At 71.8% G+C, this 21,417-nt stretch carries 26 protein-coding genes; 20 read left to right on the forward strand and 6 right to left on the reverse strand.

Annotated elements, in window-relative coordinates:
• Window positions 1–37: 37 nt before the first annotated feature.
• On the reverse strand, window positions 38–613 hold the full coding sequence (locus AB4091_RS01890) for an NADPH-dependent F420 reductase (protein WP_442290038.1): 576 nt from the start codon (window positions 611–613) through the stop codon (window positions 38–40).
• Between the two features lie 149 nt (window positions 614–762).
• On the opposite strand from AB4091_RS01890, the gene AB4091_RS01895 reads away from it, so the two are divergent.
• Both AB4091_RS01895 and AB4091_RS01900 read left to right on the forward strand, forming a co-directional pair.
• On the forward strand, window positions 763–1,218 hold the full coding sequence (locus tag AB4091_RS01895) for a hypothetical protein (RefSeq protein ID WP_442290039.1): 456 nt from the start codon (window positions 763–765) through the stop codon (window positions 1,216–1,218).
• 140 nt (window positions 1,219–1,358) lie between these two features.
• Window positions 1,359–1,487 (forward strand): hypothetical protein, encoded by a 129-nt coding sequence (locus AB4091_RS01900; RefSeq protein ID WP_442290040.1) that lies wholly within the window; start codon window positions 1,359–1,361, stop codon window positions 1,485–1,487.
• A 35-nt stretch (window positions 1,488–1,522) separates the two neighbouring features.
• Here AB4091_RS01900 and AB4091_RS01905 read toward each other — a convergent pair whose 3' ends face one another.
• From AB4091_RS01905 to AB4091_RS01915, 3 genes are all read right to left on the reverse strand, one after another.
• A complete protein-coding gene (locus tag AB4091_RS01905) occupies window positions 1,523–1,912 on the reverse strand; it encodes a hypothetical protein (protein ID WP_442290041.1) in 390 nt (129 codons plus the stop codon).
• A 67-nt stretch (window positions 1,913–1,979) separates the two neighbouring features.
• Window positions 1,980–3,362: a DUF4331 domain-containing protein gene (locus AB4091_RS01910; protein ID WP_442290042.1), complete on the reverse strand. Its 1,383-nt coding sequence runs from the start codon at window positions 3,360–3,362 to the stop codon at window positions 1,980–1,982.
• Between the two features lie 2 nt (window positions 3,363–3,364).
• Window positions 3,365–3,601, reverse strand: coding sequence for a hypothetical protein (locus AB4091_RS01915; RefSeq protein ID WP_442290043.1), 237 nt, complete (start codon window positions 3,599–3,601; stop codon window positions 3,365–3,367).
• Window positions 3,602–3,864: 263 nt separating this feature from the next.
• On the opposite strand from AB4091_RS01915, the gene AB4091_RS01920 reads away from it, so the two are divergent.
• The 12 genes from AB4091_RS01920 to AB4091_RS01975 all read left to right on the forward strand — a co-directional run bounded on the left by AB4091_RS01920 (window position 3,865) and on the right by AB4091_RS01975 (window position 13,186).
• Window positions 3,865–4,434, forward strand: coding sequence for an NADPH-dependent FMN reductase (locus tag AB4091_RS01920; protein WP_442290044.1), 570 nt, complete (start codon window positions 3,865–3,867; stop codon window positions 4,432–4,434).
• A 102-nt stretch (window positions 4,435–4,536) separates the two neighbouring features.
• Window positions 4,537–4,779, forward strand: coding sequence for a hypothetical protein (locus tag AB4091_RS01925; protein WP_442290045.1), 243 nt, complete (start codon window positions 4,537–4,539; stop codon window positions 4,777–4,779).
• Between the two features lie 74 nt (window positions 4,780–4,853).
• Entirely contained in the window at window positions 4,854–5,489 is a 636-nt protein-coding gene (locus AB4091_RS01930) for a hypothetical protein (protein ID WP_442290046.1), read from the forward strand.
• Window positions 5,490–5,563: 74 nt separating this feature from the next.
• On the forward strand, window positions 5,564–6,358 hold the full coding sequence (gene pcaH, locus AB4091_RS01935; RefSeq protein ID WP_442290047.1) for a protocatechuate 3,4-dioxygenase subunit beta: 795 nt from the start codon (window positions 5,564–5,566) through the stop codon (window positions 6,356–6,358).
• On the forward strand, window positions 6,351–6,953 hold the full coding sequence (pcaG, locus tag AB4091_RS01940) for a protocatechuate 3,4-dioxygenase subunit alpha (protein ID WP_442290048.1): 603 nt from the start codon (window positions 6,351–6,353) through the stop codon (window positions 6,951–6,953). The genes pcaH and pcaG overlap by 8 nt, the downstream gene beginning before the upstream one ends.
• Window positions 6,950–8,401: a lyase family protein gene (locus tag AB4091_RS01945; protein WP_442290049.1), complete on the forward strand. Its 1,452-nt coding sequence runs from the start codon at window positions 6,950–6,952 to the stop codon at window positions 8,399–8,401. The genes pcaG and AB4091_RS01945 overlap by 4 nt, the downstream gene beginning before the upstream one ends.
• Window positions 8,398–9,213, forward strand: a complete 816-nt coding sequence (locus AB4091_RS01950; protein WP_442290050.1) for an alpha/beta fold hydrolase — start codon at window positions 8,398–8,400, stop codon at window positions 9,211–9,213. The genes AB4091_RS01945 and AB4091_RS01950 overlap by 4 nt, the downstream gene beginning before the upstream one ends.
• A complete protein-coding gene (gene pcaC / locus AB4091_RS01955; RefSeq protein WP_442290051.1) occupies window positions 9,210–9,686 on the forward strand; it encodes a 4-carboxymuconolactone decarboxylase in 477 nt (158 codons plus the stop codon). Before AB4091_RS01950 ends, pcaC begins: the two co-directional genes overlap by 4 nt.
• Window positions 9,686–10,900 (forward strand): thiolase family protein, encoded by a 1,215-nt coding sequence (locus AB4091_RS01960; RefSeq protein WP_442290052.1) that lies wholly within the window; start codon window positions 9,686–9,688, stop codon window positions 10,898–10,900. The genes pcaC and AB4091_RS01960 overlap by 1 nt, the downstream gene beginning before the upstream one ends.
• 43 nt (window positions 10,901–10,943) lie before the next feature.
• On the forward strand, window positions 10,944–11,636 hold the full coding sequence (locus tag AB4091_RS01965) for a 3-oxoacid CoA-transferase subunit A (protein ID WP_442290053.1): 693 nt from the start codon (window positions 10,944–10,946) through the stop codon (window positions 11,634–11,636).
• A 5-nt stretch (window positions 11,637–11,641) separates the two neighbouring features.
• A complete protein-coding gene (locus tag AB4091_RS01970) occupies window positions 11,642–12,319 on the forward strand; it encodes a 3-oxoacid CoA-transferase subunit B (RefSeq protein WP_442290293.1) in 678 nt (225 codons plus the stop codon).
• A 48-nt stretch (window positions 12,320–12,367) separates the two neighbouring features.
• Window positions 12,368–13,186, forward strand: coding sequence for an IclR family transcriptional regulator domain-containing protein (locus AB4091_RS01975; protein ID WP_442290054.1), 819 nt, complete (start codon window positions 12,368–12,370; stop codon window positions 13,184–13,186).
• A gap of 118 nt (window positions 13,187–13,304) precedes the next feature.
• Here AB4091_RS01975 and aroQ read toward each other — a convergent pair whose 3' ends face one another.
• Both aroQ and AB4091_RS01985 read right to left on the reverse strand, forming a co-directional pair.
• A complete protein-coding gene (gene aroQ, locus AB4091_RS01980; RefSeq protein WP_442290055.1) occupies window positions 13,305–13,748 on the reverse strand; it encodes a type II 3-dehydroquinate dehydratase in 444 nt (147 codons plus the stop codon).
• A complete protein-coding gene (locus tag AB4091_RS01985; RefSeq protein WP_442290056.1) occupies window positions 13,745–14,797 on the reverse strand; it encodes a LacI family DNA-binding transcriptional regulator in 1,053 nt (350 codons plus the stop codon). The genes aroQ and AB4091_RS01985 overlap by 4 nt, the downstream gene beginning before the upstream one ends.
• Window positions 14,798–14,943: 146 nt before the next feature.
• Between AB4091_RS01985 and AB4091_RS01990 the strand changes: the two genes are divergently transcribed.
• The 6 genes from AB4091_RS01990 (at window position 14,944) to AB4091_RS02015 (ending at window position 21,381) form a co-directional block, all read left to right on the forward strand.
• Window positions 14,944–16,347 carry an MFS transporter gene (locus AB4091_RS01990; protein ID WP_442290057.1) on the forward strand — a complete coding sequence of 468 codons (1,404 nt, stop codon included), beginning with the start codon at window positions 14,944–14,946 and terminating at the stop codon, window positions 16,345–16,347.
• Window positions 16,348–16,377: 30 nt separating this feature from the next.
• Window positions 16,378–17,295 carry a shikimate dehydrogenase gene (locus tag AB4091_RS01995; protein ID WP_442290058.1) on the forward strand — a complete coding sequence of 306 codons (918 nt, stop codon included), beginning with the start codon at window positions 16,378–16,380 and terminating at the stop codon, window positions 17,293–17,295.
• Window positions 17,296–17,304: 9 nt separating this feature from the next.
• Entirely contained in the window at window positions 17,305–19,188 is a 1,884-nt protein-coding gene (locus AB4091_RS02000; protein WP_442290059.1) for a TIM barrel protein, read from the forward strand.
• 58 nt (window positions 19,189–19,246) lie between these two features.
• On the forward strand, window positions 19,247–19,453 hold the full coding sequence (locus tag AB4091_RS02005) for a (2Fe-2S)-binding protein (RefSeq protein WP_442290060.1): 207 nt from the start codon (window positions 19,247–19,249) through the stop codon (window positions 19,451–19,453).
• Window positions 19,440–19,928 carry a bacterioferritin gene (gene bfr / locus AB4091_RS02010; RefSeq protein WP_442290061.1) on the forward strand — a complete coding sequence of 163 codons (489 nt, stop codon included), beginning with the start codon at window positions 19,440–19,442 and terminating at the stop codon, window positions 19,926–19,928. The genes AB4091_RS02005 and bfr overlap by 14 nt, the downstream gene beginning before the upstream one ends.
• A gap of 451 nt (window positions 19,929–20,379) precedes the next feature.
• Window positions 20,380–21,381, forward strand: coding sequence for a LuxR C-terminal-related transcriptional regulator (locus tag AB4091_RS02015; RefSeq protein WP_442290062.1), 1,002 nt, complete (start codon window positions 20,380–20,382; stop codon window positions 21,379–21,381).
• Window positions 21,382–21,417 lie beyond the last annotated feature (36 nt).

The raw sequence follows: 21,417 nt of genomic DNA on the forward strand, positions 1-21,417 counted from the left end.
TGTGCAACCGGTGGCCGACCGTCGGGCCGAGAGGGGGTCAGGCGACGACGCCGAAACCGCCCGTCCACGAGATCTTCTCGCCGGCGGCGAGGCTGATCTGGAGGAAGCCCAGGGCCTCGAGCTCGCGGGCGCGGGCCAGTGAGCCTGCGTCGATCACCTTGAGGCCACCGGCCGCGATGGCCCCCGTGAGCTCGGACTTCGCGTCGGCGTCGTCGCCCGCGAGGAGCACGGTCGTGGTGTTCGGGCCGACGACACCCGCCGCCAGGGTGCCGGCGAAGGTCGTGTTGAAGGCCTTGACGACCTTCGACTCGGGCAGCAGCTTGGTGATCTCGGCGGCGGCCGAGCCGTCGGCGGGCACGACGAGCGAGTCGAACGTCTCGAAGTTCACCGGGTTGGTGATGTCGACGACGATCTTGCCGGCGAGGCTGTCGCGACGCTCTGCCACGATCGAGGCGACGGCGCCGTAGGGGACCGCCAGCACGACGATGTCACCGGTGACCGCGGACGCGGCGTCGGCCTGGCCGAGGAGCTGCACGGAGTGCCCGCCCTTGCCGAAGACGCCCGCGATGGCCTGACCCATGTTGCCGGTGCCGATGATGCTGATGCGTGCCACTGTGACCTCCAGGTCGATTGTTTGTTGATGCTTCAACTAATATGACAGGTAGTGGTTGATGTGTCAAGTAAATCGAGTCCACGGATCGCGCGGGGTCGCGTTCGCATCGAACGTGACCCTGGTCCGCCTGCGCGACCTACGCTGGCCCCATGCCCGAGGTGCTTCTCTACGAGACACGGGAAACCGAGGCACGACCGCCAACACGCATTGCGAAGCGACGCGCTGGCCGGTGGGCGGCTGCAGCTGCGGTTGCGGGCCTCGCCATCGGTGGAGTCACCGCCTGGGTCGTCGTCGAGAGGGCGGCCACGAGTGCCGGCTCGTCCGTCGGAGCCACGGTGCCCGGGGTCGTCACCGGGGTGGTACCTCTCTGCTACGGACCGGGGCCCGACATGAACCTGACCCCCACGCTCGTCGTGGTCGCGACCCAGCAGGGCAGCACCACTGCCACGGTGACCGTTCCCGCCACTCGAGCGGCACGCACCTACCGCCTGAGCCTTCCCCCGGGCGCGTATGCCGTGCGGGCTGGTTCGTGGCCGAGCGTCGCGGTCACCATCCGGGCCGGTGGGACGTCCGTCGTCGACCTCCCCGGAGGCGTCTGTCTGTAGACCGCGTCGAGCCACGCCGCGAGGGTGGGGTGCCGGCGGCTCATCCCCCATTCGACGATGGATCCCGTGCTCTCGGAGGAGGATCGGTATGGGCCGGCGGCGCCCCGCGGTCGGTCCGCCCCGGCGACGCCGACGTCCAGGTGTCCGGCTACTCGGTCATCGAGGCAGACTCGCAGGAGCAGCTCGACGGACTTCTCGAGGGTCACCCGCACACGGCGGCGGGCGGGACGGTCTCGAGCCAGAGGTTCATGGAGATGCCGGGCATGTGACCGGGGTGCCCGGCGCGGTCGCCTCGCGCCCCTCGTCAGGTGGCCGAGGGCCAGGTCGCCCGAGTCACCTGGCCGCCGACGACCGCGGCCGTCATGACGACCAGGCAGCCGGGCAGCGGCACGAGCTCGTAGTCACCCTGTTCGACGGCGGGAAACACCAGCGTGTACGCGGTGCCACCTCGCGCCGGACGCCCCACGACGGCCACGTGTGGATGGTGGTGGCCGGGGACGTTCTGGTGGTGGTGGCCGTCGACCTCGTGATGGTCCGGGGCTGCACCGTCCCGGGCCGTCGTCCCGGCGGGACGGATCTCGACCTCGAGCCCTTCCGTCTCGGGCGGCATTCGGATGACGAGGGCCCCCACGTCGTCACCGATGTCGAGGAGCACCGGCCCCTGGCCGGCATACGGGTTCTCGGCGGTGGCCATGTGGCCCCTCTCTCGTGTGGCCCGGGGTCGGCGGTGTCGCCGGCCCCGGGCCGGCCGTTCGGCCCTGTCAGGCGGCGGGGGTCCCCGGTGTGCTCTGGAAACCGCCGGCCGGGTCGGGCATGTACGGGAAGTGCGGCAGCAGGTCCAGGTTGGTGTTCGACGTGCCGTCCTCGAGGAGGGCCGCGGCCTTGTCCGGCGTGAACGACGGGTCGACGAGGTGGATCGTGGCCCCGGCGATGGCGCGCAGCTCGATGGCGACGACGTTGTCCTCCAGACGACGCCCGTTCGGGAAGCCGGCAGGGTCGTCGGCGATGAGCCCGATCGGGTCGGGCTTGCCGCTCGGTGGGACGGCGAGGTTGAGCCGGAGCAGGTCCGCCTGCCTCGGGCCGGTGAAGTTCTGGAAGCCTGGAACCACCCCGCGAGGGATGCCCGTGAGCAGGATCGCGAGCAGGTCGGCACGAGCGGCCGTGTAGGCGGCGAGGTGGGGGAAGACGCCCGGGTAGAGGGCGGGCAGCAGGCGGGCGAGCTCGGGGTGGGCGACGTACTTCGCGAACTGGCTGTCAGTGTGGGGCGGCAGGGCGTTCCACCGGTCCTTGTCGGCCATCGGGGTGATGGCCTCGTTGAAGAGCGGGTTGCCCAGCCGCGAGACCTGGCTGAAGGGCCCGTGTCCCTCGGACCGCCCGAGCGCGCCGTTCCACATCCGGGCCTTCCGGCGGCTGGCGGTCGCCCAGACCCCGATCACGGACGATGCCTTCATCACGTCGCTCGGGATGTGGCCGGTGCGGCTGACGTCGGAGATCGGGACCTGGATCGCGATGGTGTGGACGTTGAGTCCCTGCAGCCCGTTGACGCCGGTCGCGCTCGGCAGTGGCAGGAGGTGCAGGTTCTGGAACGGCCGCAGAGCGCCGAGGTCGAAGATGCTGCCGAGGTCGACGAAGAACGCGTCGCCGCGCTGCCCGGCGAACACCGTTCGCCCACCGCGGATCGGATGGACGGCAGCGTGGGTGAAGGTCGCCCCGTAGTTCGGGGTGCTGCGCGGCCCGATGTTGACGGGCGGGCACGCGAGGTGGGTGGCGAGCACCTGTGGCCTGTGGCCCCGCGCCGTCCTCGTCACCGAGTAGAACTGTGGACGGTTCCAGTCCGGGTCGTGGATCGAGGTGATCGGGCCCGTGTTGTAGAGGAAGGTGTCGTCGTTGAGGATCCTTGTGGTGAAACGGAACTCGTACGTCACGTCGGCTCGGGCATCGCCGCGGTTGCTCACCTTGATGGCGTAGACGACGTCGTCGCCGAACTCGTAGAAGTTGGGGCCACCCTGCGGGTTCTGGAACGGGATGAAGTTGGCGATCAGGGTGACGGTGTGGGGCCGGTCGGGGCTCACGAAGGCGTACACGTCGGTGTTGTCGGCAACGGGGTCCTTGGAGATCTCGGGTGCTTCGCGGTGCGAGGACATCGTCAGCGCCCCGCTGCTCGGTTGAGGCGACGGACGAGGTCGTGGTCGTGGACCACCACCTCCTCGTCGCCGAGGTAGATCACCACCGTGCCGGTGGCCGCGTCGGGCACGTGAGCCACGAGCGGCGCAGCGGCGCGGGTGGAGGCCGCAGTGGCGGCCGCCGCCGGCCCGGCGACTGCGGTCGCGGCGGCGCCCGCGCCCGCCACGGCCAGGAATGATCGGCGGGAGGTCTGGGACATGGCATCTCCTTCGGCAGGGATCGCGAGATCACGGGCGAGACCTGACCGAAGGACCGACCGGCGAGGTCGTGGCCCAACCTTCGACGATACTCCCGCCACCGACGACGCCATCGCGTCTTGCAGAACCCGGCCCGAAGACATCGCGTGCGGTGCTCGACGGGTGTCGCGGGGACGGGAAGTCTGGGAGTCTCGGAGCAGGGAGTGCCACACGTGTATCCGCTCGACCGCACCCATCCCGGACCCATCCCGCACCAGGAGGACGCATGCCCACGTACGAGGTCGGCTACTTCGTCGGCAGCCTGTCATCGACGTCGCTCAACCGGACGCTGAGCCGGGCCCTGATCCGTCTCGCGCCGAAGGACCTGAGCTTCACCGAGATCCCGATCGGCAACCTGCCCCTCTACAGCCCCGACTTCGACTTCGACTACCCGGCGGAGCCGCAGGCGCTCAAGGATGCGATCGCCGGGTCCCAGGCTGTCCTCTTCGTCACGCCGGAGTACAACCGCTCGATCCCCGGGGCGCTGAAGAACGCCATCGACTGGGCGTCGCGTCCGTGGGGGCAGAACTCGTTCGACCACATCCCTGCCGCCGTGATCGGCGCCTCGCCCGGCCAGATCGGGACGGCGCTGGCCCAGCAGAGCCTCCGCGGCGTGCTGAGCTTCTGCAACGCCCGCCAGATGACCGCGCCCGAGGCGTACGTCACCCTCAAGCCCGGGTTGATCACCGACGACGGCGAGGTGACCGACGACTCGACGGCCGACTTCCTGTCGGGCTTCATGCAGGAGTTCCGCGACCACATCGAACGGGTCCTCACCGTCCTGCCACGCGGCTGACACCCGGGCTCGCGATGCTGCCCTCGGGGCATTGCCTCACCGCGCTGCCGGTCGCATGATGGTCGGGCGAAGGGAGTCGCAACAGCACGAGGAGGTCCGGTCATGAGTGTCGATCTGCATCCGCTCGACAGGGAGGCTCCGCCCCTCGAGTCCATGACGATCCGCGAGCTGATCGCCGAGCTCGTCAGGCTCCAGGACATGGTCGACCGCGACGCGGCGTCGAACGGCTATCGGCCCGTGCCCGGGCAGATGCACCGTCGGGCCGAGCTGCAGCGTCGAGAGCGTCGCATCACGCGCGAGCTCGACCGTCGGTATGCCGTCGGGTCGGTGTCGGTCGGCAGCTAGGTCCTCTGGGCTGCCCGTCGGGTACGCCTCGACAGGTCGTTGCCGCGGCGACCCGAGTGGAGAAGTGTGGGGCCATGATCTCCGCGCTTCGAAGGGGAAGGGTCGACGGGCTGCGCATCGTGGTGGCCTGTGCGCGTTCGCTCGACGACGTGCCCCACGACGTCTACCTGCTCGACCTCGTTCCCATCACCGAGGCCGTGGCCGGCAGCCGCTTCGACGAGGTGCCCTACCTCGAGTGCCTCGAGCCCGTGTTCGACTCGTCCGGTGGCCGACTGCCGTGGATCGTCGAGGTGTCGCGGACGCACCGCGCCGACCGCGACGGGCTGGGGGAGGCCCGGCTGTCGGTGCTGCTCGCCGTGGGCGCGCCGCCGCCCGCCGGCGGGCCCGCCACCGACCTCACCCCGTTGATGGCGGAGGCGTTCTCGCGCATGGTCGGTCGCTTCGCCCCAGACGCGCCTGTGCCCGACCGCGCCGACGCGCTGAGCGCGGCGAGGTCGGCGGTCGCCCACGCGTACGTCGACCTCGATCCCCGCACCCTCTCGCTCACCGACGAGGAGCACCATGCGGCCGACGACGGCTGGACGGTCGGCCTCGCCGTCCCCGGGTCGACCCGCTTCCGCGTGCAGCTCGGTCTGGCGCCCGGGCTCCCGGCGTCGACGCACGTGCACCGCGTGCCGCAGGGGGAGGTCGTCGACTCGGTCGGCGCCTAGTGTGCGTATAGCGAACGCTTGTGCAGAATGCGCACACACTGCTATGGTCGGGCCACGCAGACGAGGAGGTCGACATGCGCGAGACGGTCACCGAGGGGCGCGAGGCCCCGCCCGACCGCGACAGCCAGGCGGCAGTCAGTGCCGAGATCGCGGCCACGCACGCCGACGACGAGTCCCGGGGCATCACACGGGTCCAGCCGCGCCTCGACTTCCCGGCCTACCGCAGCGCCGAGCTGCGTCACCCGACGAAGGAGCCGCGGCACGCCGACCCCGAGGGCATCGAGCTCGTCGCCCCGGTCTTCGGTCACCGCGACGTCGACCCGCTCGAGGCCGACCTGACGATCCAGCGGGGCGGCGAGCCGATCGGCGAGCGCATCCGCATCGCCGGACGCGTGCTCGACGGCGACGGCCGGCCGGTCCGCGGGCAGCTGGTCGAGGTGTGGCAGGCGAACGCGGCCGGTCGCTACATCCACAAGCGGGACCAGCACCCGGCACCGGTCGACCCGAACTTCACCGGGGTCGGCCGCGTCATCACCGGCGACGACGGCTCCTACTCCTTCGTCACGATCAAGCCCGGCCCCTATCCGTGGCGCAACCACCGCAACGCCTGGCGTCCCGCCCACGTGCACTTCTCGCTCTTCGGCACCGAGTTCACGCAGCGTCTCGTCACCCAGATGTACTTCCCGGGCGACCCGCTCTTCGCGCTCGACCCGATCTACCAGGCTGTCACCAACCAGGCGGCGCGCGACCGGCTCGTCGCGGCCTACGACCATGACACCTCCGAGCACGAGTGGCTGCTCGGCTACCGCTGGGACATCGTGCTCACCGGCACCCACGCGACCCCCATGGAGGAGGGCGAGCATGCCTGACGCACAAGCGAACTCGCAGTATGCGGCCGGGTCGGGGCTGGCGCCCACGCCCGGCCAGACGGTGGGGCCCTTCTACCACTACGCGCTGCCCTTCGAGAACGGCGAGCACCTCGTCCCGGCAGGGGCACCCGGCTCGGTGCGGCTGCACGGCACCGTCACCGACGGCAACGGTGACCCAGTGCCCGACGCGCTGCTCGAGATCTGGCAGCCCGACACCGAGGGCCGCAGGGTGCGCGAGAGCGGCTCGCTGCGCCGCGACCCCGGGGTCTTCACCGGCTTCGGCCGCACCCAGACCTGGCGCGACGGCGGCTACTCGTTCACGACCGTCGAGCCGGGCCCCACGTCCGAGGGTGCTGCGCCGTTCATCGCGATGACGGTCTTCGCCCGCGGCCTGCTCAACCGGCTGTTCACCCGCGTCTACCTGCCCGAGCCGACGGCGGCGCTCGAGTCCGACGCGCTGCTCTCGTCGCTCGACCCTACCGACCGCGCGACACTCGTGGCCTCGCGCGAGACCGACGGGTCGTTGCGTTTCGACGTCCGGCTGCAGGGTGACGGCGAGACCGTCTTCCTGCGCTTCCCGAGGCACGAGGTGTGAGCCCCCTCCTCGAGCCGGGCGCTCCTCGCGCCGCCGGCCTCATCGACGACCGAGCCGTGCTCCAGGCGATGCTCGACGTCGAGGCGGCGTGGGTCCGGGTCCAGCGGCGCCTCGGGCTCGTCACCGACGAGATCGTGGACGCCGTGGCGCAGGCGTGCGCCGCCGATGACCATGACGCCGCGGCGATCAGCGAGCAGGCCGAAGGTGGCGGCAACCCGGTCATCCCGATGCTCGCGTCCCTGCGCGAGCGTGTCCGCGAAGTGGCGGGCCGGCAGCACGACGACGCTGACGCCGCCGTGGCTGCGACGAACCGCGTCTCCGGCGACGCCACGGCAGCGATCCACCGTGGTCTCACGAGCCAGGACGTCGTCGACACCGCCCTCATGCTGCTCGTCGCTCGCGCGGGTGAGGTGCTGAGCCGGCACCTCCACGCCGCCACCGACTCCGCGGCACGGCTGGCCGTCGAGCACCGCGACACGGTCCAGGTCGCCCGTACGCTCGCACAGCCCGCCCTGCCGACGACCTTCGGGCTCAAGGCCGCCGGCTGGCTCGGCGCCCTCGACGACGTGGTCGACGAGCTCGCGACCGTCCGGCGCGCCCTGCCGGTCCAGTGCGGCGGCGCTGCAGGCACCCTCGCCGCGATCGAGGCGCTGGTGCACGGGCGGTCGGTCGAGGCCGCGGCGATGCTGGCCGACGAGCTCGACCTCGCCGACCTGGGCCGCCCCTGGCACACCGACCGTGGTCCGATGACCCGCGTCGGTGACAGCCTCGTGCGCGCGGCCGACGCGATGGGCAAGGTGGCCACCGATGTGGTCACCCTCTCGCGCGCCGAGATCGCCGAGGTGCACGAGCCGTCCGACGACGGTCGTGGCGGGTCCTCGACACTGCCCCAGAAGCGAAACCCGGTCCTGTCCGTCCTCGTCAAGGCGGTCGCCATCGAGGCGCCCCACCTCGGTGCGACGCTCCACAGCGCTGCCGGCCTTGCCGTCGACGAGCGGCCCGACGGGTCCTGGCACGCCGAGTGGGGCGCGGTGCTGCGCCTGCTCCGCCGAGTCGTCGTCGCTGCAGCCCAGACCGCGGAGATCCTCGCCGGTCTCGAGGTCGACGTCGACGCGATGCGGCGCAACGTCGACGCGGTCGGGCCTGCCCTCGTGGCCGAGCGGCTGCTGCGCGAGGTCGCGCGTCTGCCCGGCGGTGCCTCCGCCGTCAGCGCGCTGCGGCCGGCCCTCGTCGGCGGCGCCAGGGCGAAACACCTCACGCCGATCCTGCGGGCCTACCTTCCCGACCACGTCCTGTCCGACGAGGCCATCGCCGACCTGCTCGAACCCACTCACTACCTCGGCGCCGCCGGTGAGCTCGTCGACCGGGCCGTGGCGCGCCACCGGGGCGCCGACCTCAGCACACACCTCAGCACGCACCTCAGCACCGACCGTGGGGGAGCCGCATGACCATCCCGATCACCCTGACGCACCTGCGCCGCCCGGAGCAGCCGACCGGCCTGCTCGTCGTCGGGCCGTCGCTCGGCACGGCCGTGGTCCCGCTGTGGGCGGCCTGCGTCGACGAGCTGCCCCGCGACCTCGCCGTCGTCGGCTGGGACCTCCCCGGCCACGGCGCGAGTGCGCGGCACGACCATCCGTTCACCGTGCAGGACCTCGCCCGTGCCGTCGTCGAGGCGACCGACGGCGTGCGCGCCGACTCCGTCGCTCCGGTCCTGTATGCCGGGGTCTCCCTCGGTGGGGCGGTGGCGCTCGCCCTCGCGATCGACCACGTCGGCAGCTTCGAGGGTGTGGTCAGCATCGCCTCCGGAGCGAAGATCGGTGAGGCCGCGGGCTGGCTCGAGCGGGCCGACCTCGTGCGCCGGGCCGGCACGCCGGTGATGGTCGAGGGCTCGGCGAAGCGCTGGTTCGCGCCGGGCTTCATCGACCGCGAGCCAGCCCATGCCGCCCAGCTGCTGAGCTCGCTGCAGGACGCCGACAGCGCCAGCTACGCACGGTGCTGCGAAGCCCTCGCCGCGTTCGACGTCCGCGATGACCTCGGCGGCGTGGAGATTCCGGTCCTCGCGCTCGCGGGCGAGCTCGACGAGGTCGCGCCGCCCGAGATGTCCGAGCTCGTCGCGCAGCGTTCCGGCGGTGCGTCCGGGGTGCTCGCGGGAGCCGCGCACCTCCCCCCGGCCGAGCAGCCGGAAGCCACCGCGCGGGCGCTCGCCGACTTCATCGCAGGCGTTGCCCGGGGCCAGGTCGCGCAGGGAGGTCGGTCATGAGCGACGACAACCAGTCCCGGACGACCGGACAGGCGTACGCCGAAGGCATGGTCGTGCGACGCGCGGTGCTGTCCGACGCCCACGTCGACCGCGCCCAAGCACGCACCTCGGCCTTCACCGAGCCCTTCCAGGACCTCATCACCCGCTACGCCTGGGGCGAGATCTGGACGCGACCCGGGCTCGACCGCCGCACGCGCAGCGCCATCACGTTGACCGCGCTCATCGCCCGCGACCACTGGGACGAGTTCGCCATGCACGTGCGCGCGGCTCGCCGCAACGGCCTCAGCGTCGACGAGATCCAGGAGGTGCTGCTCCAGGCGGCCGTCTACCTCGGTGTGCCGTCGGCCAACCACGCCTTCGCGGTCGCGGAGCGAGAGCTTGCGGCGTACGAGCAAGAGACCCAGACCGACGCTCGAACTGACACTCGAACTGACACTCGAACTGACACCGACCAACCCACAGGAGACCGGTGATGACCACCTCCGCATTCGTCTACGACGCCGTCCGCACTCCGTTCGGCCGTTTCGGGGGGCTGCTCGCCGGCACCCGGCCCGACGACCTGGCCGCCCACGTCGTCAAGCAGCTCGTCGGCCGGGCCCCGGGGCTCGCCGACGGCGGTTTCGGCGAGCAGGTCGACGAGGTCGTCCTCGGCAACGCCAACGGCGCCGGTGAGGAGAACCGCAACGTCGCGCGCATGGCGACCCTGCTCGCCGGCCTCCCGACGAGCATCCCCGGCTCGACGGTCAACCGGCTGTGCGGGTCGAGCCTGGACGCCGCGATGCTCGCGTCGCGCTCGATCGAGACCGGCGACGCCGAGATCGTCATCAGCGGCGGTGTCGAGTCGATGAGCCGTGCACCGTGGGTGCTCCCCAAGACTGAGAAGCCTTATCCCGCAAGTGATCTCGCGCTCGCGTCGACCACGCTGGGCTGGCGCCTCGTCAACCCGGCCATGCCTGCCGACTGGACCGTCTCGCTCGGCGAGGCCACCGAGCAGCTGCGGGAGAAGTACGGCGTCACGCGCGAACGACAGGACGCCTTCGCCGCCCGCTCCCACCGACTGGCCGACCAGGCCTGGACCGACGGCTGGTACGACGAGCTCGTCGTGCCGGTGCCGGGCGTCGAGCTGACGCGCGACGAGTCGATCCGCCCCGACACCACGCAGGAGCGCCTCGCGGGGCTGCGCACCTCGTTCCGCAAGGAGGGCGGCACCGTCACCGCCGGCAACGCCTCGCCGCTCAACGACGGCGCCTCCGCGGTGCTCCTCGGCAGCGAGGGTGCCCGCGACGAGATCGGCCTCGACCCGGTCGCCCGCGTCGCCGGTCGCGGGGCCAGCGCCCTCGAGCCGCAGTACTTCGGCTACGCACCGGTCGAGGCCGCCAATGCCGCTCTCGCCCGCGCCGGCATCGGGTGGGGAGACGTCTCGGCCGTCGAGCTCAACGAGGCCTTCGCCGCGCAGTCGCTCGCCTGCCTCGACGCCTGGCCGATCGACCCCGAGATCGTCAACCGGCACGGCGGCGCCATCGCCATCGGCCACCCGCTCGGCGCATCGGGCGGGCGCATCCTCGGCACCCTGGCCCGCGACCTCCAGCGCACCGGCGGACGGTGGGGCGTGGCCTGCATCTGCATCGGTGTCGGGCAGGGCCTCGCGGTCGTGCTCGAGAACGTCAGCGCGGGAGTCACGTCGTGACGACACGGCATACGCAAGACCACTCGGACACAAGGGAACTGACATGGTGACGATCACCCAGAGCGCGCTCGAAGCGGTCGCCGACATCCCTGACGGCGCAACCGTGCTCATCGGTGGCTTCGGCCCGGCAGGCCAGCCGGTGGAGCTCATCGAGGCGCTCGTCGAGAGCGGCACGCGCGACCTCACCGTCGTCAACAACAACGCGGGCAACGGCGACGTCGGCCTCGCCGCGCTGATCGGCGCCGGACGGGTGCGGCGGGTGATCTGCTCCTTCCCCCGGCAGCACGACAGCCACCAGTTCGACGCGAAGTACCGCGCCGGCGAGATCGAGCTGGAGCTCGTGCCCCAGGGCAACCTCGCCGAGCGCATCCGCGCCGCTGGTGCCGGCATCGGCGCCTTCTTCACGCCGACGGGCTACGGCACGCCGCTCGCCGAGGGCAAGGAGGTGCGCGAGATCGACGGACGGCACTACGTGCTCGAGCTGCCGATCCGCGCCGACTACGCCCTCGTCAAGGCCCATCGCGCCGATGAGGTCGGCAACCTCACCTACCGCAAGACCGCACGCAACTTCGGGCCGATCATGGCCGCCGCCGCGAAGACGACCATCGTGCAGGTGCACGAGGTCGTGCCCGCCGGCGCCATGGACCCCGAGGCCGTCGTCACGCCGGGCATCTACGTCGACCGCGTCGTCGTCGTGCCGACGGCCTCGACCCCAGAGCCCGAGGAGGGCCAGTGAGCTCCCTGCAGACCCCGTCCACGTTCACCGAAGGGCCGACGCGGCTCGGCAGGGACGAGCTGGCGGCCCTCGTCGCCGCCGACATCCCGCACGGGGCCTTCGTCAACCTCGGCATCGGTCAGCCGACCCTGGTGTCCAACTACCTCGACGCCGACAGCGGCGTCACCCTGCACACCGAGAACGGCATGCTGGGAATGGGTCCCGAGGCCCACGGTGACGAGGTCGACCTCGACCTCATCAACGCCGGCAAGATCCCGGTGACCGAGCTGCCCGGCGCCTCGTACTTCCACCACGCCGACTCGTTCGCGATGATGCGCGGCGGCCACCTCGACATCTGCGTGCTCGGCGCCTACCAGGTGTCGGCCCGCGGTGACCTGGCCAACTGGCACACCGGCGAGGCCGGTGCGATCCCGGCCGTCGGTGGCGCCATGGACCTCGCCATCGGCGCCAAGGACACCTTCGTCATGATGACGCTGCTGACGCGCGACGGGCAGAGCAAGCTCGTCGAGGCCTGCACCTACCCGCTCACCGGCGTGGGCTGCGTCAGCCGCGTCTACACCGACGTCGCGGTCTTCCTCATCGACCGCGAGGGCGGAGACGGCTCCGTGGCCGTGCGGGAGACCCACGGGGTCACCTTCGAGGAGCTCGAGGCGCTCGTCCCGGTTCCGCTGCGGCGAGGCTGAGCGTCATTGTGAATCGCCTTGTGGCACAGTCGAACCGGGAGGAGGCGCATGTCCGAGTCACCCGCCGGTGGTGAGATGGTGCGGTCGGTCGCCAAGACGCTCGACGTCATCCGTGCGTTCGACGCAGACCACCGTGACCTCACCCTCAGTGACGTGGCACGGCGCACCGGGCAGACCCGGGCGAGCGCGCGTCGCTTCCTGCTCTCGCTCGAGTCGCTCGGCTTCGTGCGCAGCGACGGGCAGCTGTTCTCGCTGACCCCGCGTGTGCTCTCGCTGGGGCACGCCTTCCTCTCGTCGCTGCGCCTGCCCGACGTGGCGGAGCCCCACCTCAAGACCCTGACGGCACAGCTGGGGGAGTCCACCTCGGCGTCGGTCTTCGACGGTGACGACATCGTCTACGTCGCTCGGGTGCAGGCGCGACGCATCATGGCCGTCGAGATCCGCGTGGGCACGAGGTTCCCCGCGTATGCCACCTCGATGGGCCGCGCGATGCTGGCCTTCGCGCCCCCGGACGCCCTCGAGGCCTTCCTCGCACGGGTGATCCTCGAGCCGCTCACGCCCCACACGGTCACCGACCCGTCGTTCCTGCGCGACGAGCTCGTCCGCATCCGTGGGCGCGGCTGGGCGGTCGTCGACCAGGAGCTGGAGATCGGGCTGCGCTCGCTGGCCGCGCCCGTCTTCAACCCCCGCGGCGAGGCGATCGCCGCCATCAACGTGTCGACGACGAGCGCCTCGTCCGGCCGGTTCGACGACGAGGAGCTCGCGAGACGTCTGGTCGCGACCGCGACCGCGATCGGCGACGACCTCCGGCTGGCTCGGCCGGAGATGGCCGACGAGCCCCAGAGGTGGGGAGCGCCGACCGCCTGAGCGACGGGACCGCCCGCCCCGCGCCCTCTACCCGCCCCGTTCGATGTTTTCGGCGGTCGCCCGCGACCGCCGAAAACATCGAACCGCGGGGCGCGGGCCACCTGCTGCGGCGCCGCCCCTACCCGGCGAGGCGGGCCAGGCGGGCGATGGCGAGCTCGTAGCCCTGCGTGCCGCACCCGACGATGACGCCGTCGACGACGTCGGACAGGTAGGAGTGCCCGCGGAAGGCCTCGCGCCGGTGGACGTTGCTGATGTGCACCTCGATCACGGGGGCTGTCACGACCGCCAGCGCGTCGCGGATCGCCACGGACGTGTGCGTGTAGGCCGCAGCGTTGACCACCAGGCCCACGGTCGAGTGCCGCAGCTCCTGGATAGCGTCGACGAGCTCGCCCTCGTGGTTGCTCTGCCGGAAGTCGAGCTCGAGCCCGGCCGCCTCGGCGGCACGACGGCACAGCTCCCTGACGTCGTCGAGCGTCTCGTGGCCGTAGACCTCTGGCTGGCGCTCGCCGAGCAGGTTGAGGTTGGGGCCGTTGAGCACGGCGATGCGCTGGGCTGCGGTCATGAGCGGGTTCCTTCGTTCGGGGTGGGCGGGGCCGTGGTGGGTGCCGGACCGGTCGAGCCGCGGACGACGAGCTGGGTGGGCGCCACGATGTCGGCGGGTGCGTCGTGCTCGATCCGGGACTGCTCGCGCACGAGCGCCACGAGCAGGTCGACCGCCGAGCGACCGGCCTGCTCGGTGCGGTCGCTCAGGGTCGTGAGCGGGGGGTCGCAGAAGTCGGCGCCGAAGATGTCGTCGAAGCCGACGATGCTGACGTCGCCGGGCACCGAGACGCCTCGCGCCTTCATCCGCTTGAGGGCCCCGATGGCCATGAGGTCGTTGTGGGCGATGACGGCCGTCGCACCGTCGGCGAGCGCGGCCTCGCCCGCGAGCAGGCCGCCGTCGACCGACGGGTGGTAGGGCCCGAGCCGTCGCACCGTCAAGCCGTGCTTCTTTGCGGCAGAGGAGATTCCGGCCCATCTCTGCCGCCCGAGCCACGACTCGGGCGGCCCGGCCAGGAAGATCGCGCGCCGGTGGCCGAGAGCGACGAGGTGCTCGACGATCTGGCGGGTGCCGCCCTGCTGGTCGGGGCTGACGCTCGTCACGGTGGCCACCCTCCGGTTGACCAGGACGACGGGCATCGCCGCGTCGAACTGGAGGATCCTCGCGTCGGGAAGCCGGCTCGAGCCGAGCAGGAAGCCGTCGACCCCCGGGGAGAGGCGCTCGACCATGCGGGCCTCGGCCCGCGCGTTCTCCTCGCTGTCGCCGATGACGAGGATGTGCCCGGTGGCCTCCGCCTGACGCTCGGCGCCACGGATCAGCCCGGCGAAGTACGGGTTCGTGATGTCGGGCAGCACGAGGGCCAAGGTCGCCGTGCGGCCGGTGCCGAGGGCCCGCGCAGCCGGGCTCGCCCGGTAGCCGAGGCGCGCCGCGACCTGCTGCACGTGCTCCCGCGTCACGACGTTGACGCGGTCGGGGTTCGTCAGCGCGCGCGACACGGTCGAGGCGGCGACCCCGGCCTCGCGGGCGACATCGGTGATGGTGACGGCGTGCGGACGTCTCGGCGACGGCATGTGGCAAATTTTGGCAAACGTTTGCCAGAGATTGCAAGGCGTCTCTACCGTCGAGACAGCCCACCGAGGAACAACGCCGTTCTCGTCCCGCACCAGGGTGCAGCCCGACCAGGGTCGACGAGGTGGCCCGCACAGGAGGATCGACAATGACGCCAGTCCCCAGCCCGGGAGCCCCCGAGCCCACCGCCGAGCACCAGACGGCACGCACCCCCAAGAAGGCAGCCATCGCGGCCTGGGTCGGCAGTGCGCTGGAGTACTACGACTTCGTCATCTACGGCACGGCCGCCTCGCTGATCTTCCCGAAGATCTTCTTCCCCGAGGGCAACCCGGCCGCCGCCACCGTGGCGTCACTGGCCACCTTCGGCGTCGGCTACGTCGCGCGGCCCATCGGGTCGTTCCTGCTGGGCCACGTCGGTGACAAGCTGGGGCGCAAGAAGGTGCTCATCTTCACCCTCCTGCTCATGGGCGTCTCGACCTTCCTCGTCGGCTGTCTGCCCACCTACCAGAGCGTCGGCATCCTCGCGCCGGTCCTGCTCGTCGTGCTGCGCCTGCTGCAGGGTCTCTCGGCCGCGGGGGAGCAGGCGGGGGCCAACTCCATGTCGTTCGAGCACGCACCCGACCACCGCCGCGGCTTCTTCACCAGCTGGACCCTGAGCGGGACCCAGGGCGGTCAGGTGCTCGCGCCGGCGATCTTCCTGCCGCTCGCGGCGATCCTGTCCGAGGACCAGCTGCTCTCGTGGGGCTGGCGGATCCCGTTCTTCCTCAGTGCAGTGGTGGTCGTCGTCGGCTTCGTCATCCGCCGCAACCTCGACGAGACCCCGGCGTTCGAGTCCGAGGTGGAGGCGCAGGCCGTCCCGCGCACGCCGCTCTCGGTCCTGCTGCGCGACCACTGGCGCGCCGTGCTCCGGGTGATGTTCGCGGCGTTCATCGCCATGGTGAACACCCTCTACACCGTCTTCGCCCTCGCGTTCGCGACGAAGGACACCTACGGTGTCGGCTTCAGCTCCACGTTCATGCTGTGGGTCGCGATCATCTCGAACCTCGTGGCGATCGCCGTGATCCCGTTCTGGGGCAGCGTCTCCGACCGAGTCGGCCGCAAGCCGGTCTTCCTCGGCGGCCTGGCCGGCTCGGCGGTGCTCGCGGCCGCGTACGTCGCCGTCATCGCCAGTGGCAACCGGGCGCTGACGGCCGTCGTGGGCATTCTCCTCGCGGGCATCGTCTACAGCGCGACCAACGCGGTGTGGCCGTCCACGTACGCCGAGTACTTCCCCACCAGCGTTCGACTCTCCGGCATGGCGATCGGCACCCAGTTCGGCTTCGCCCTCGCCGGGTTCACGCCGACGATCGCGGCCGCGCTCCTCGGCGACAACGGGGACGGGTGGCCGAAGGTGGCCGGGTTCGCCGTCCTCGCCTGCGCCATCTCCGCCATCGCCGTCGCGACCGGCCCGCGCGGCACCCACACGGTGCCCACCGCCGAGCTCGGTCGCCGGGAGGTCCGTGCCTCGGCCCCCGCCAGGACCGCGACCGTCAGCCGCCAGGCGACCAGATAAGCAGGCAAGGACCCAGGGAGAGTGCAGATCATGACGTCACAGCAGCAGCGGAGGTCCTTCGCCATCGGGCTCCTCGGGGAGCACATCGGCAGCTCGTTGGCCGCCCCTCTCCAGGAGGCCGAAGGGGCGGCGGCGGGCCACTCGCTGGCCTATCGGCTCGTCGACGCGGCCGAGCTCGGGCTCGGTCCCGGCGATGCCGCCGACGTGCTGCGCTGGGCGGTCCGCCTCGGTTTCGACGGCCTCAACGTCACGCACCCGTTCAAGAACGTCGTGCTCGACCTCGTGGACGAGGTGTCGCCCGAGGCCGAGGCGCTCGGGGCGGTCAACACGATCGTCATCCGGGACGGCCGAACGACCGGGCACAACACCGACTGGGTCGGCTTCGCCTCTGCCCTCTCGACGACGCTGCCGCACGCCCTCGGGCAGGACGCGCTCCTGCTCGGAGCGGGCGGGGCCGGCGTGGCCGTCGGCTACGGCGCCCTCCGGGCCGGCGTGCGGCAGCTGCTCGTCTCCGACACCTCGCCGGAGCGGGCCCGGGCGGTCGTCGACCGGCTCGAGGCTGCCGTCGGCCCGGGCCGCGCGCGGGTGCACCTCGACGTCGCGTCCGCGCTGGAGCAGGTGGGTGGCCTCATCCAGGCGACGCCCGTCGGGATGACGGGCTCACCCGGTATGCCGCTCGACCCCGCCCTGCTGCGGCCCACCCAGTGGGTGGCCGAGATCATCTACTTCCCGCTCGAGACCGAGCTCGTCCAGGCGGCCCGGGCCATCGGGTGCGCCACGATGACCGGCGGTGCGATGGCGATCCACCAGCACGCGGCGGCATACGCGCTCTTCACGGGTGAGGAGGCCGACGTCCCGCGGATGACCGACCACTTCACGCAGCTCACCGGTCTGCGGGTGCTCGGTCCCGACACCGTGTCCGCTGCCGTCACCACCCAGGCGAGCTGAGGAGCCCTGATGCGCAAGGGAATCGCGACCGTATCCATCAGCGGCAGCCTCGACGTCAAGCTCGAGGCGATCGCCGCCGCGCGCTTCGACTCCGTCGAGCTCTTCGATGCCGACATCGTGTCCTCGCCCCTCGGGCCGGAGGAGATCGCGAGGCGGTGCTCCGACCTCGGCCTCGACATCGACCTCTTCCAGCCGTTGCGTGACCTCGTCGGGCTCACGCCGGAGGTCTTCGCCGACCGGCTGCGCTTCGCACGGGCCAAGTTCGAGCTGATGGAGCGGCTCGGTGCGACCCGGGCCCTCGTCTGCTCCGCCGTGCACCCCGCCTCGGTCGACGACCCCGACCTCACCGCCGAGCAGCTCGGCACGGTCGGGACCGTAGCCGCCGAGCACGGCTTCACGCTCGCGTACGAGGCGCTGGCCTGGGGCACGCACGTCAACCGGTTCGGGCAGGCGCGGCGTGTCGTCGAGAAGGTCGACCTCGCCAACGTCGGCGTCGCCGTCGACACCTTCCACCTGCTGGCTCGCGGCGACGGCCCGGAGGCGCTGGCGGGCCTCGCCGGTGACCGCATCGCCTTCGTGCAGATCGCCGACGCCCACGGCCTGAGCATGGACGTCCTCGAGTGGAGCCGTCACCACCGGTGCTTCCCCGGCCAGGGCGTGCTCGACGTCGAGGGGGTCGTGGGTGCGTGCGTGGAGGCGGGCTACCGGGGCCCGTTGTCCCTCGAGGTCTTCAGCGACATCGTGCGCGAGGCCGACCCCCGCGACACGGCGCGCGACGCGATGCGCTCTCTCCTGCACCTCGAGGAGCAGCTGCGGCGCCGGTGGGACGAGACCGACGAGAGCGCTGCCGCCGGCACCGGCACGTCCGTTGCCGCCACCGACCGTCCCCGCCGTCCGCGCGTCGAGCTGTTCGATCCGCCACCGGCGCCGGCCTCGCCCACCATCGACGTCGTCGAGCTCGCGGTCGCGCCCGGCGACTCGCGCACCCACGGCTTCTTCACCAGCCTGGGGTTCACGGCGGACGGGGGTGGAGGCACCGGAACCACCCTCGGCTCCCCGGGCCGCACCGTCCTGCGCAACGGCGCGGCGGTCGTCGTCCTCGACGCCCGCTCCGACCTCGAGCTGCGCAGGTCGGCCGCGGCGCAGCGGCCGCACGTCGCGGCGATCGGCGTGCGCGCCGACGCCGACTCCGACCTGCCGGCGCGGGCCCAGTCGCTGCACTGGCCGGTCGTCGAGGCGACCGACGACGGGCGACGGGTGCGGGCCACCCGCAGCCCGGCCGGCGTCGAGGTGCATCTGGACGGGCCGCCGCTCGCCGCTCCGGACGCCGACGGCGGCTGGGGCGCCCTCGACCACATCGGCTTCGCCATCGACACCGACCGCTCGGATGCCGAGGTCTCCTTCCACCGCACCCTGCTCGGCCTGCGACCGGGACCAGTGAGCGAGTTCATGGACCCCGCCGGACGGCTGCGCAGCCGCGTGCTCCAGCCGGACGACGGAGCTCTGCGAGTCGTGCTCAACATCGCGGTGCGGGCACCCGGGGCGCCGACGTGGACCGGGGTCAACCAGCTGGCGTACGCGTGCACGGGCCTGCTCGACCGCGCCGAGGCCCTGAGGGCGTCGAGAGCGCCGCTCATGCCCGTCCCCGACGCCTACTACGACGACCTCGCGGCCCGCCTCGACCCGGCCCCCGAGCTGCTGGCCCGACTGCGTCGGCTCGGTGCGCTCTACGACCGGGACGATCAGGGCGGCGAGCTCTTCCACCTCTACACCCCGCTCGTGGCCGGTCGCTTCTACGTCGAGCTGCTCGAGCGCCGCGGCGGCTACCGCGGATTCGGGGCGGCCAACACGCCCGTGCGCCTCGCCTCGCAGGCGGCGACCCCGTGGCTGTGACGTGTCCGCCCGTCGGTCCGAACTCGACAGATATTGAGGTAAGCCTTACCTTATCGACGTGATCATCTGTCAGTGCGCGGCCGTGAGCGACGGCGACGTCGTGCGCGCCGTCGAAGCGGGAGCCCACAACCTCTCGTACGTCTGCCAGACGACCGGGGCCGGCCAGGACTGTGGCTCGTGCGTCTTCTCCGTGCGGCGGGTCATCTGCCAGCATGAGGGGGCCCAGCGAGACACATTCCTGGAGGTGGAAGGTGCAGCCAGCTAGCCCTCGCGTCACTGAGCTCCTCAACGACGCCCTGACCTTCGAGCTGACGGTCACGAACACGTACTTCCTGCATGCCCGCATGCTCGACAACTGGGGCTTCCCCAAGCTCGGCAAGGTCTTCTACGACCTGTCCATCGACGAGATGCGCGACGCCGACGACCTGATCAACCGCATCCTCATGTTCGACGGCCACCCCAACGTGCAGAAGCTAGGGGCGATCCACATCGGCGAGACGCCCGAGGAGATGCTCGCGCTCGGCCTCGAGAGCGAGAAGGCAGCCGTGGCGCAGTTCAACGCGGCGGCCAAGGAGTGCCACGAGCTCGGCGACCACGGCACGGCCAGCGTCTTCGAGGAGATGGTCCGTGACGAGGAGAAGCACGCAGACTGGTTCGAGACGCAGTTGGACGCGCTCGGGCGACTGGGCGCAGCGGCCTACCTCTCGCAGCACCTGACCGCGGGCGAAGGGCCGAAGTAACGCCCGAGGTGGCGCACGAGGTGGCGCGGGGTGGTGGCCGGTGGTGGCTGGGGGCAAGCCGTGGCCCGGCCCCCTGCGCCCCTCCACGAACGCCTGGGGCCGGGCTGACCGCGGCGGCTCGAGCCGAGTGGACCGCCCACCGGCGGCGCCAGGTCCCCTGCGCCGGACGCCGTGGTCGCTCCCCCCGGTGCGACCGTGTGACACTCCACCCGGGCGTCGAGGCCTTGCGGAACCGATCGACCGGCAGGAGAAGCATCACCTATCCGCTCTCGGCGGAGGATCAGCCGTTGGCGGAATGAGAGGGTCCGCCGTCGGTGGAGAAGTTCTCCGCGAATGGGGAGAATCGGCCCTCCGGCGGGCTAGCCTAGGGACGCCGTCGTGGCCCGCGACGGAGGCTCCGGGGCTGCCGAGCCGTGGCTGACGAGGCGTGCTCGCGCCGGGAGGAGGGGCGGTGCCGCTCAGCGATGCCGTGGTCCGGGCGCTGCGCCACGCGGACCAGAAGATGCACGAGGTGGAGCGCGGCGACGTCTTCAGCGTCTACGAGGCCTGCCGCGCCGCCGTGTCGGCCATCGCGCCCGTGGACGACTTCTACATCGCGCTGGTCAAGGACCGCGACCGGCGCATCTCCTACCCCTACCTCTTCAGCAACGGCCGCTACCTCGAGACCGGGAGCCTCACCTACGGCCCGGGGGGCGTCGTGGCCTGGATCGCCGCGTCGCACAAGCCCTACCGCCACCGCGACGACAACGGCGCGCTGCTCAACCGCGGTGTCCGCTTCGGTGACGACGAGCTGTCGGCCGACGCCGCGGTCGTCCCGATGATCGGCGAGGACGGCCTCGTCGGCATCATCGGCGCCCTCAGCGACACGCCCTCCGTGTTCACCGACGAGGTCGTCACCGCGATGACGTGGCTCGCCGGTGTCGTGCTGGACCGGGTGCAGGCGGCCGACCCGGGGCGACGCCTCGACCTCAGCCTCGTCTACCCCGAGCTCGAGGACGACGGCCGCGCCGGCGCCCTCCTGGCGGTCAACCGCACGTCGGCGGCGCTGACCGGCATGGCGGTCGAGATCGACGGGCTGCGCCACCACCTCGAGGAGCTCACGTCGGAGGGCGCCCTCGACGAACGTCTGGCGGCGTTGAGCCGGCGCTGCTTCGAGGTGCAGGCGGCCATCATCACGAGGGTGGGCCAGCACGCCTCCGTCGACGGGCGGGCCGAGTCGCGACCCGACCCCCTCGAGGGGCTCTCGCCCCGCGAGCGCGACGTCGTCGCCCTCGTCACGAGCCGCACGGGCGACCCGGGCAACGCCGGCATCGCGCGGGCCCTCGACATCGGGACGGCCACGGTCAAGACGCACATCTCATCGGCGCTCGGCAAGCTCGGGCTCCAGCACCGCAGCGAGCTGAGGTGGCTCGTCCACGGTGGCCCCGGACCTCTCGACCGGGCCGAGGGCTGAGCCGGACGCCTGCGAGCCCAGCCGTATGCCGTCGGG

Origin of the sequence: Terrabacter sp. 2RAF25 (assembly GCF_052115265.1) — a bacterium.
GTDB lineage: Bacteria > Actinomycetota > Actinomycetes > Actinomycetales > Dermatophilaceae > Terrabacter.

Coding starts and splice junctions, on each gene's coding strand:
- AB4091_RS01895 (WP_442290039.1), top strand. CDS start 763: ATGCCCGAGGTGCTTCTCTACGAGACACGGGAAACCGAGGCACGACCG.
- AB4091_RS01905 (WP_442290041.1), bottom strand. CDS start 1,912: ATGGCCACCGCCGAGAACCCGTATGCCGGCCAGGGGCCGGTGCTCCTC.
- AB4091_RS01910 (WP_442290042.1), bottom strand. CDS start 3,362: ATGTCCTCGCACCGCGAAGCACCCGAGATCTCCAAGGACCCCGTTGCC.
- AB4091_RS01915 (WP_442290043.1), bottom strand. CDS start 3,601: ATGTCCCAGACCTCCCGCCGATCATTCCTGGCCGTGGCGGGCGCGGGC.
- AB4091_RS01920 (WP_442290044.1), top strand. CDS start 3,865: ATGCCCACGTACGAGGTCGGCTACTTCGTCGGCAGCCTGTCATCGACG.
- AB4091_RS01925 (WP_442290045.1), top strand. CDS start 4,537: ATGAGTGTCGATCTGCATCCGCTCGACAGGGAGGCTCCGCCCCTCGAG.
- AB4091_RS01930 (WP_442290046.1), top strand. CDS start 4,854: ATGATCTCCGCGCTTCGAAGGGGAAGGGTCGACGGGCTGCGCATCGTG.
- pcaH (WP_442290047.1), top strand. CDS start 5,564: ATGCGCGAGACGGTCACCGAGGGGCGCGAGGCCCCGCCCGACCGCGAC.
- pcaG (WP_442290048.1), top strand. CDS start 6,351: ATGCCTGACGCACAAGCGAACTCGCAGTATGCGGCCGGGTCGGGGCTG.
- AB4091_RS01950 (WP_442290050.1), top strand. CDS start 8,398: ATGACCATCCCGATCACCCTGACGCACCTGCGCCGCCCGGAGCAGCCG.
- pcaC (WP_442290051.1), top strand. CDS start 9,210: ATGAGCGACGACAACCAGTCCCGGACGACCGGACAGGCGTACGCCGAA.
- AB4091_RS01960 (WP_442290052.1), top strand. CDS start 9,686: ATGACCACCTCCGCATTCGTCTACGACGCCGTCCGCACTCCGTTCGGC.
- AB4091_RS01965 (WP_442290053.1), top strand. CDS start 10,944: ATGGTGACGATCACCCAGAGCGCGCTCGAAGCGGTCGCCGACATCCCT.
- AB4091_RS01975 (WP_442290054.1), top strand. CDS start 12,368: ATGTCCGAGTCACCCGCCGGTGGTGAGATGGTGCGGTCGGTCGCCAAG.
- aroQ (WP_442290055.1), bottom strand. CDS start 13,748: ATGACCGCAGCCCAGCGCATCGCCGTGCTCAACGGCCCCAACCTCAAC.
- AB4091_RS01985 (WP_442290056.1), bottom strand. CDS start 14,797: ATGCCGTCGCCGAGACGTCCGCACGCCGTCACCATCACCGATGTCGCC.
- AB4091_RS01990 (WP_442290057.1), top strand. CDS start 14,944: ATGACGCCAGTCCCCAGCCCGGGAGCCCCCGAGCCCACCGCCGAGCAC.
- AB4091_RS01995 (WP_442290058.1), top strand. CDS start 16,378: ATGACGTCACAGCAGCAGCGGAGGTCCTTCGCCATCGGGCTCCTCGGG.
- AB4091_RS02000 (WP_442290059.1), top strand. CDS start 17,305: ATGCGCAAGGGAATCGCGACCGTATCCATCAGCGGCAGCCTCGACGTC.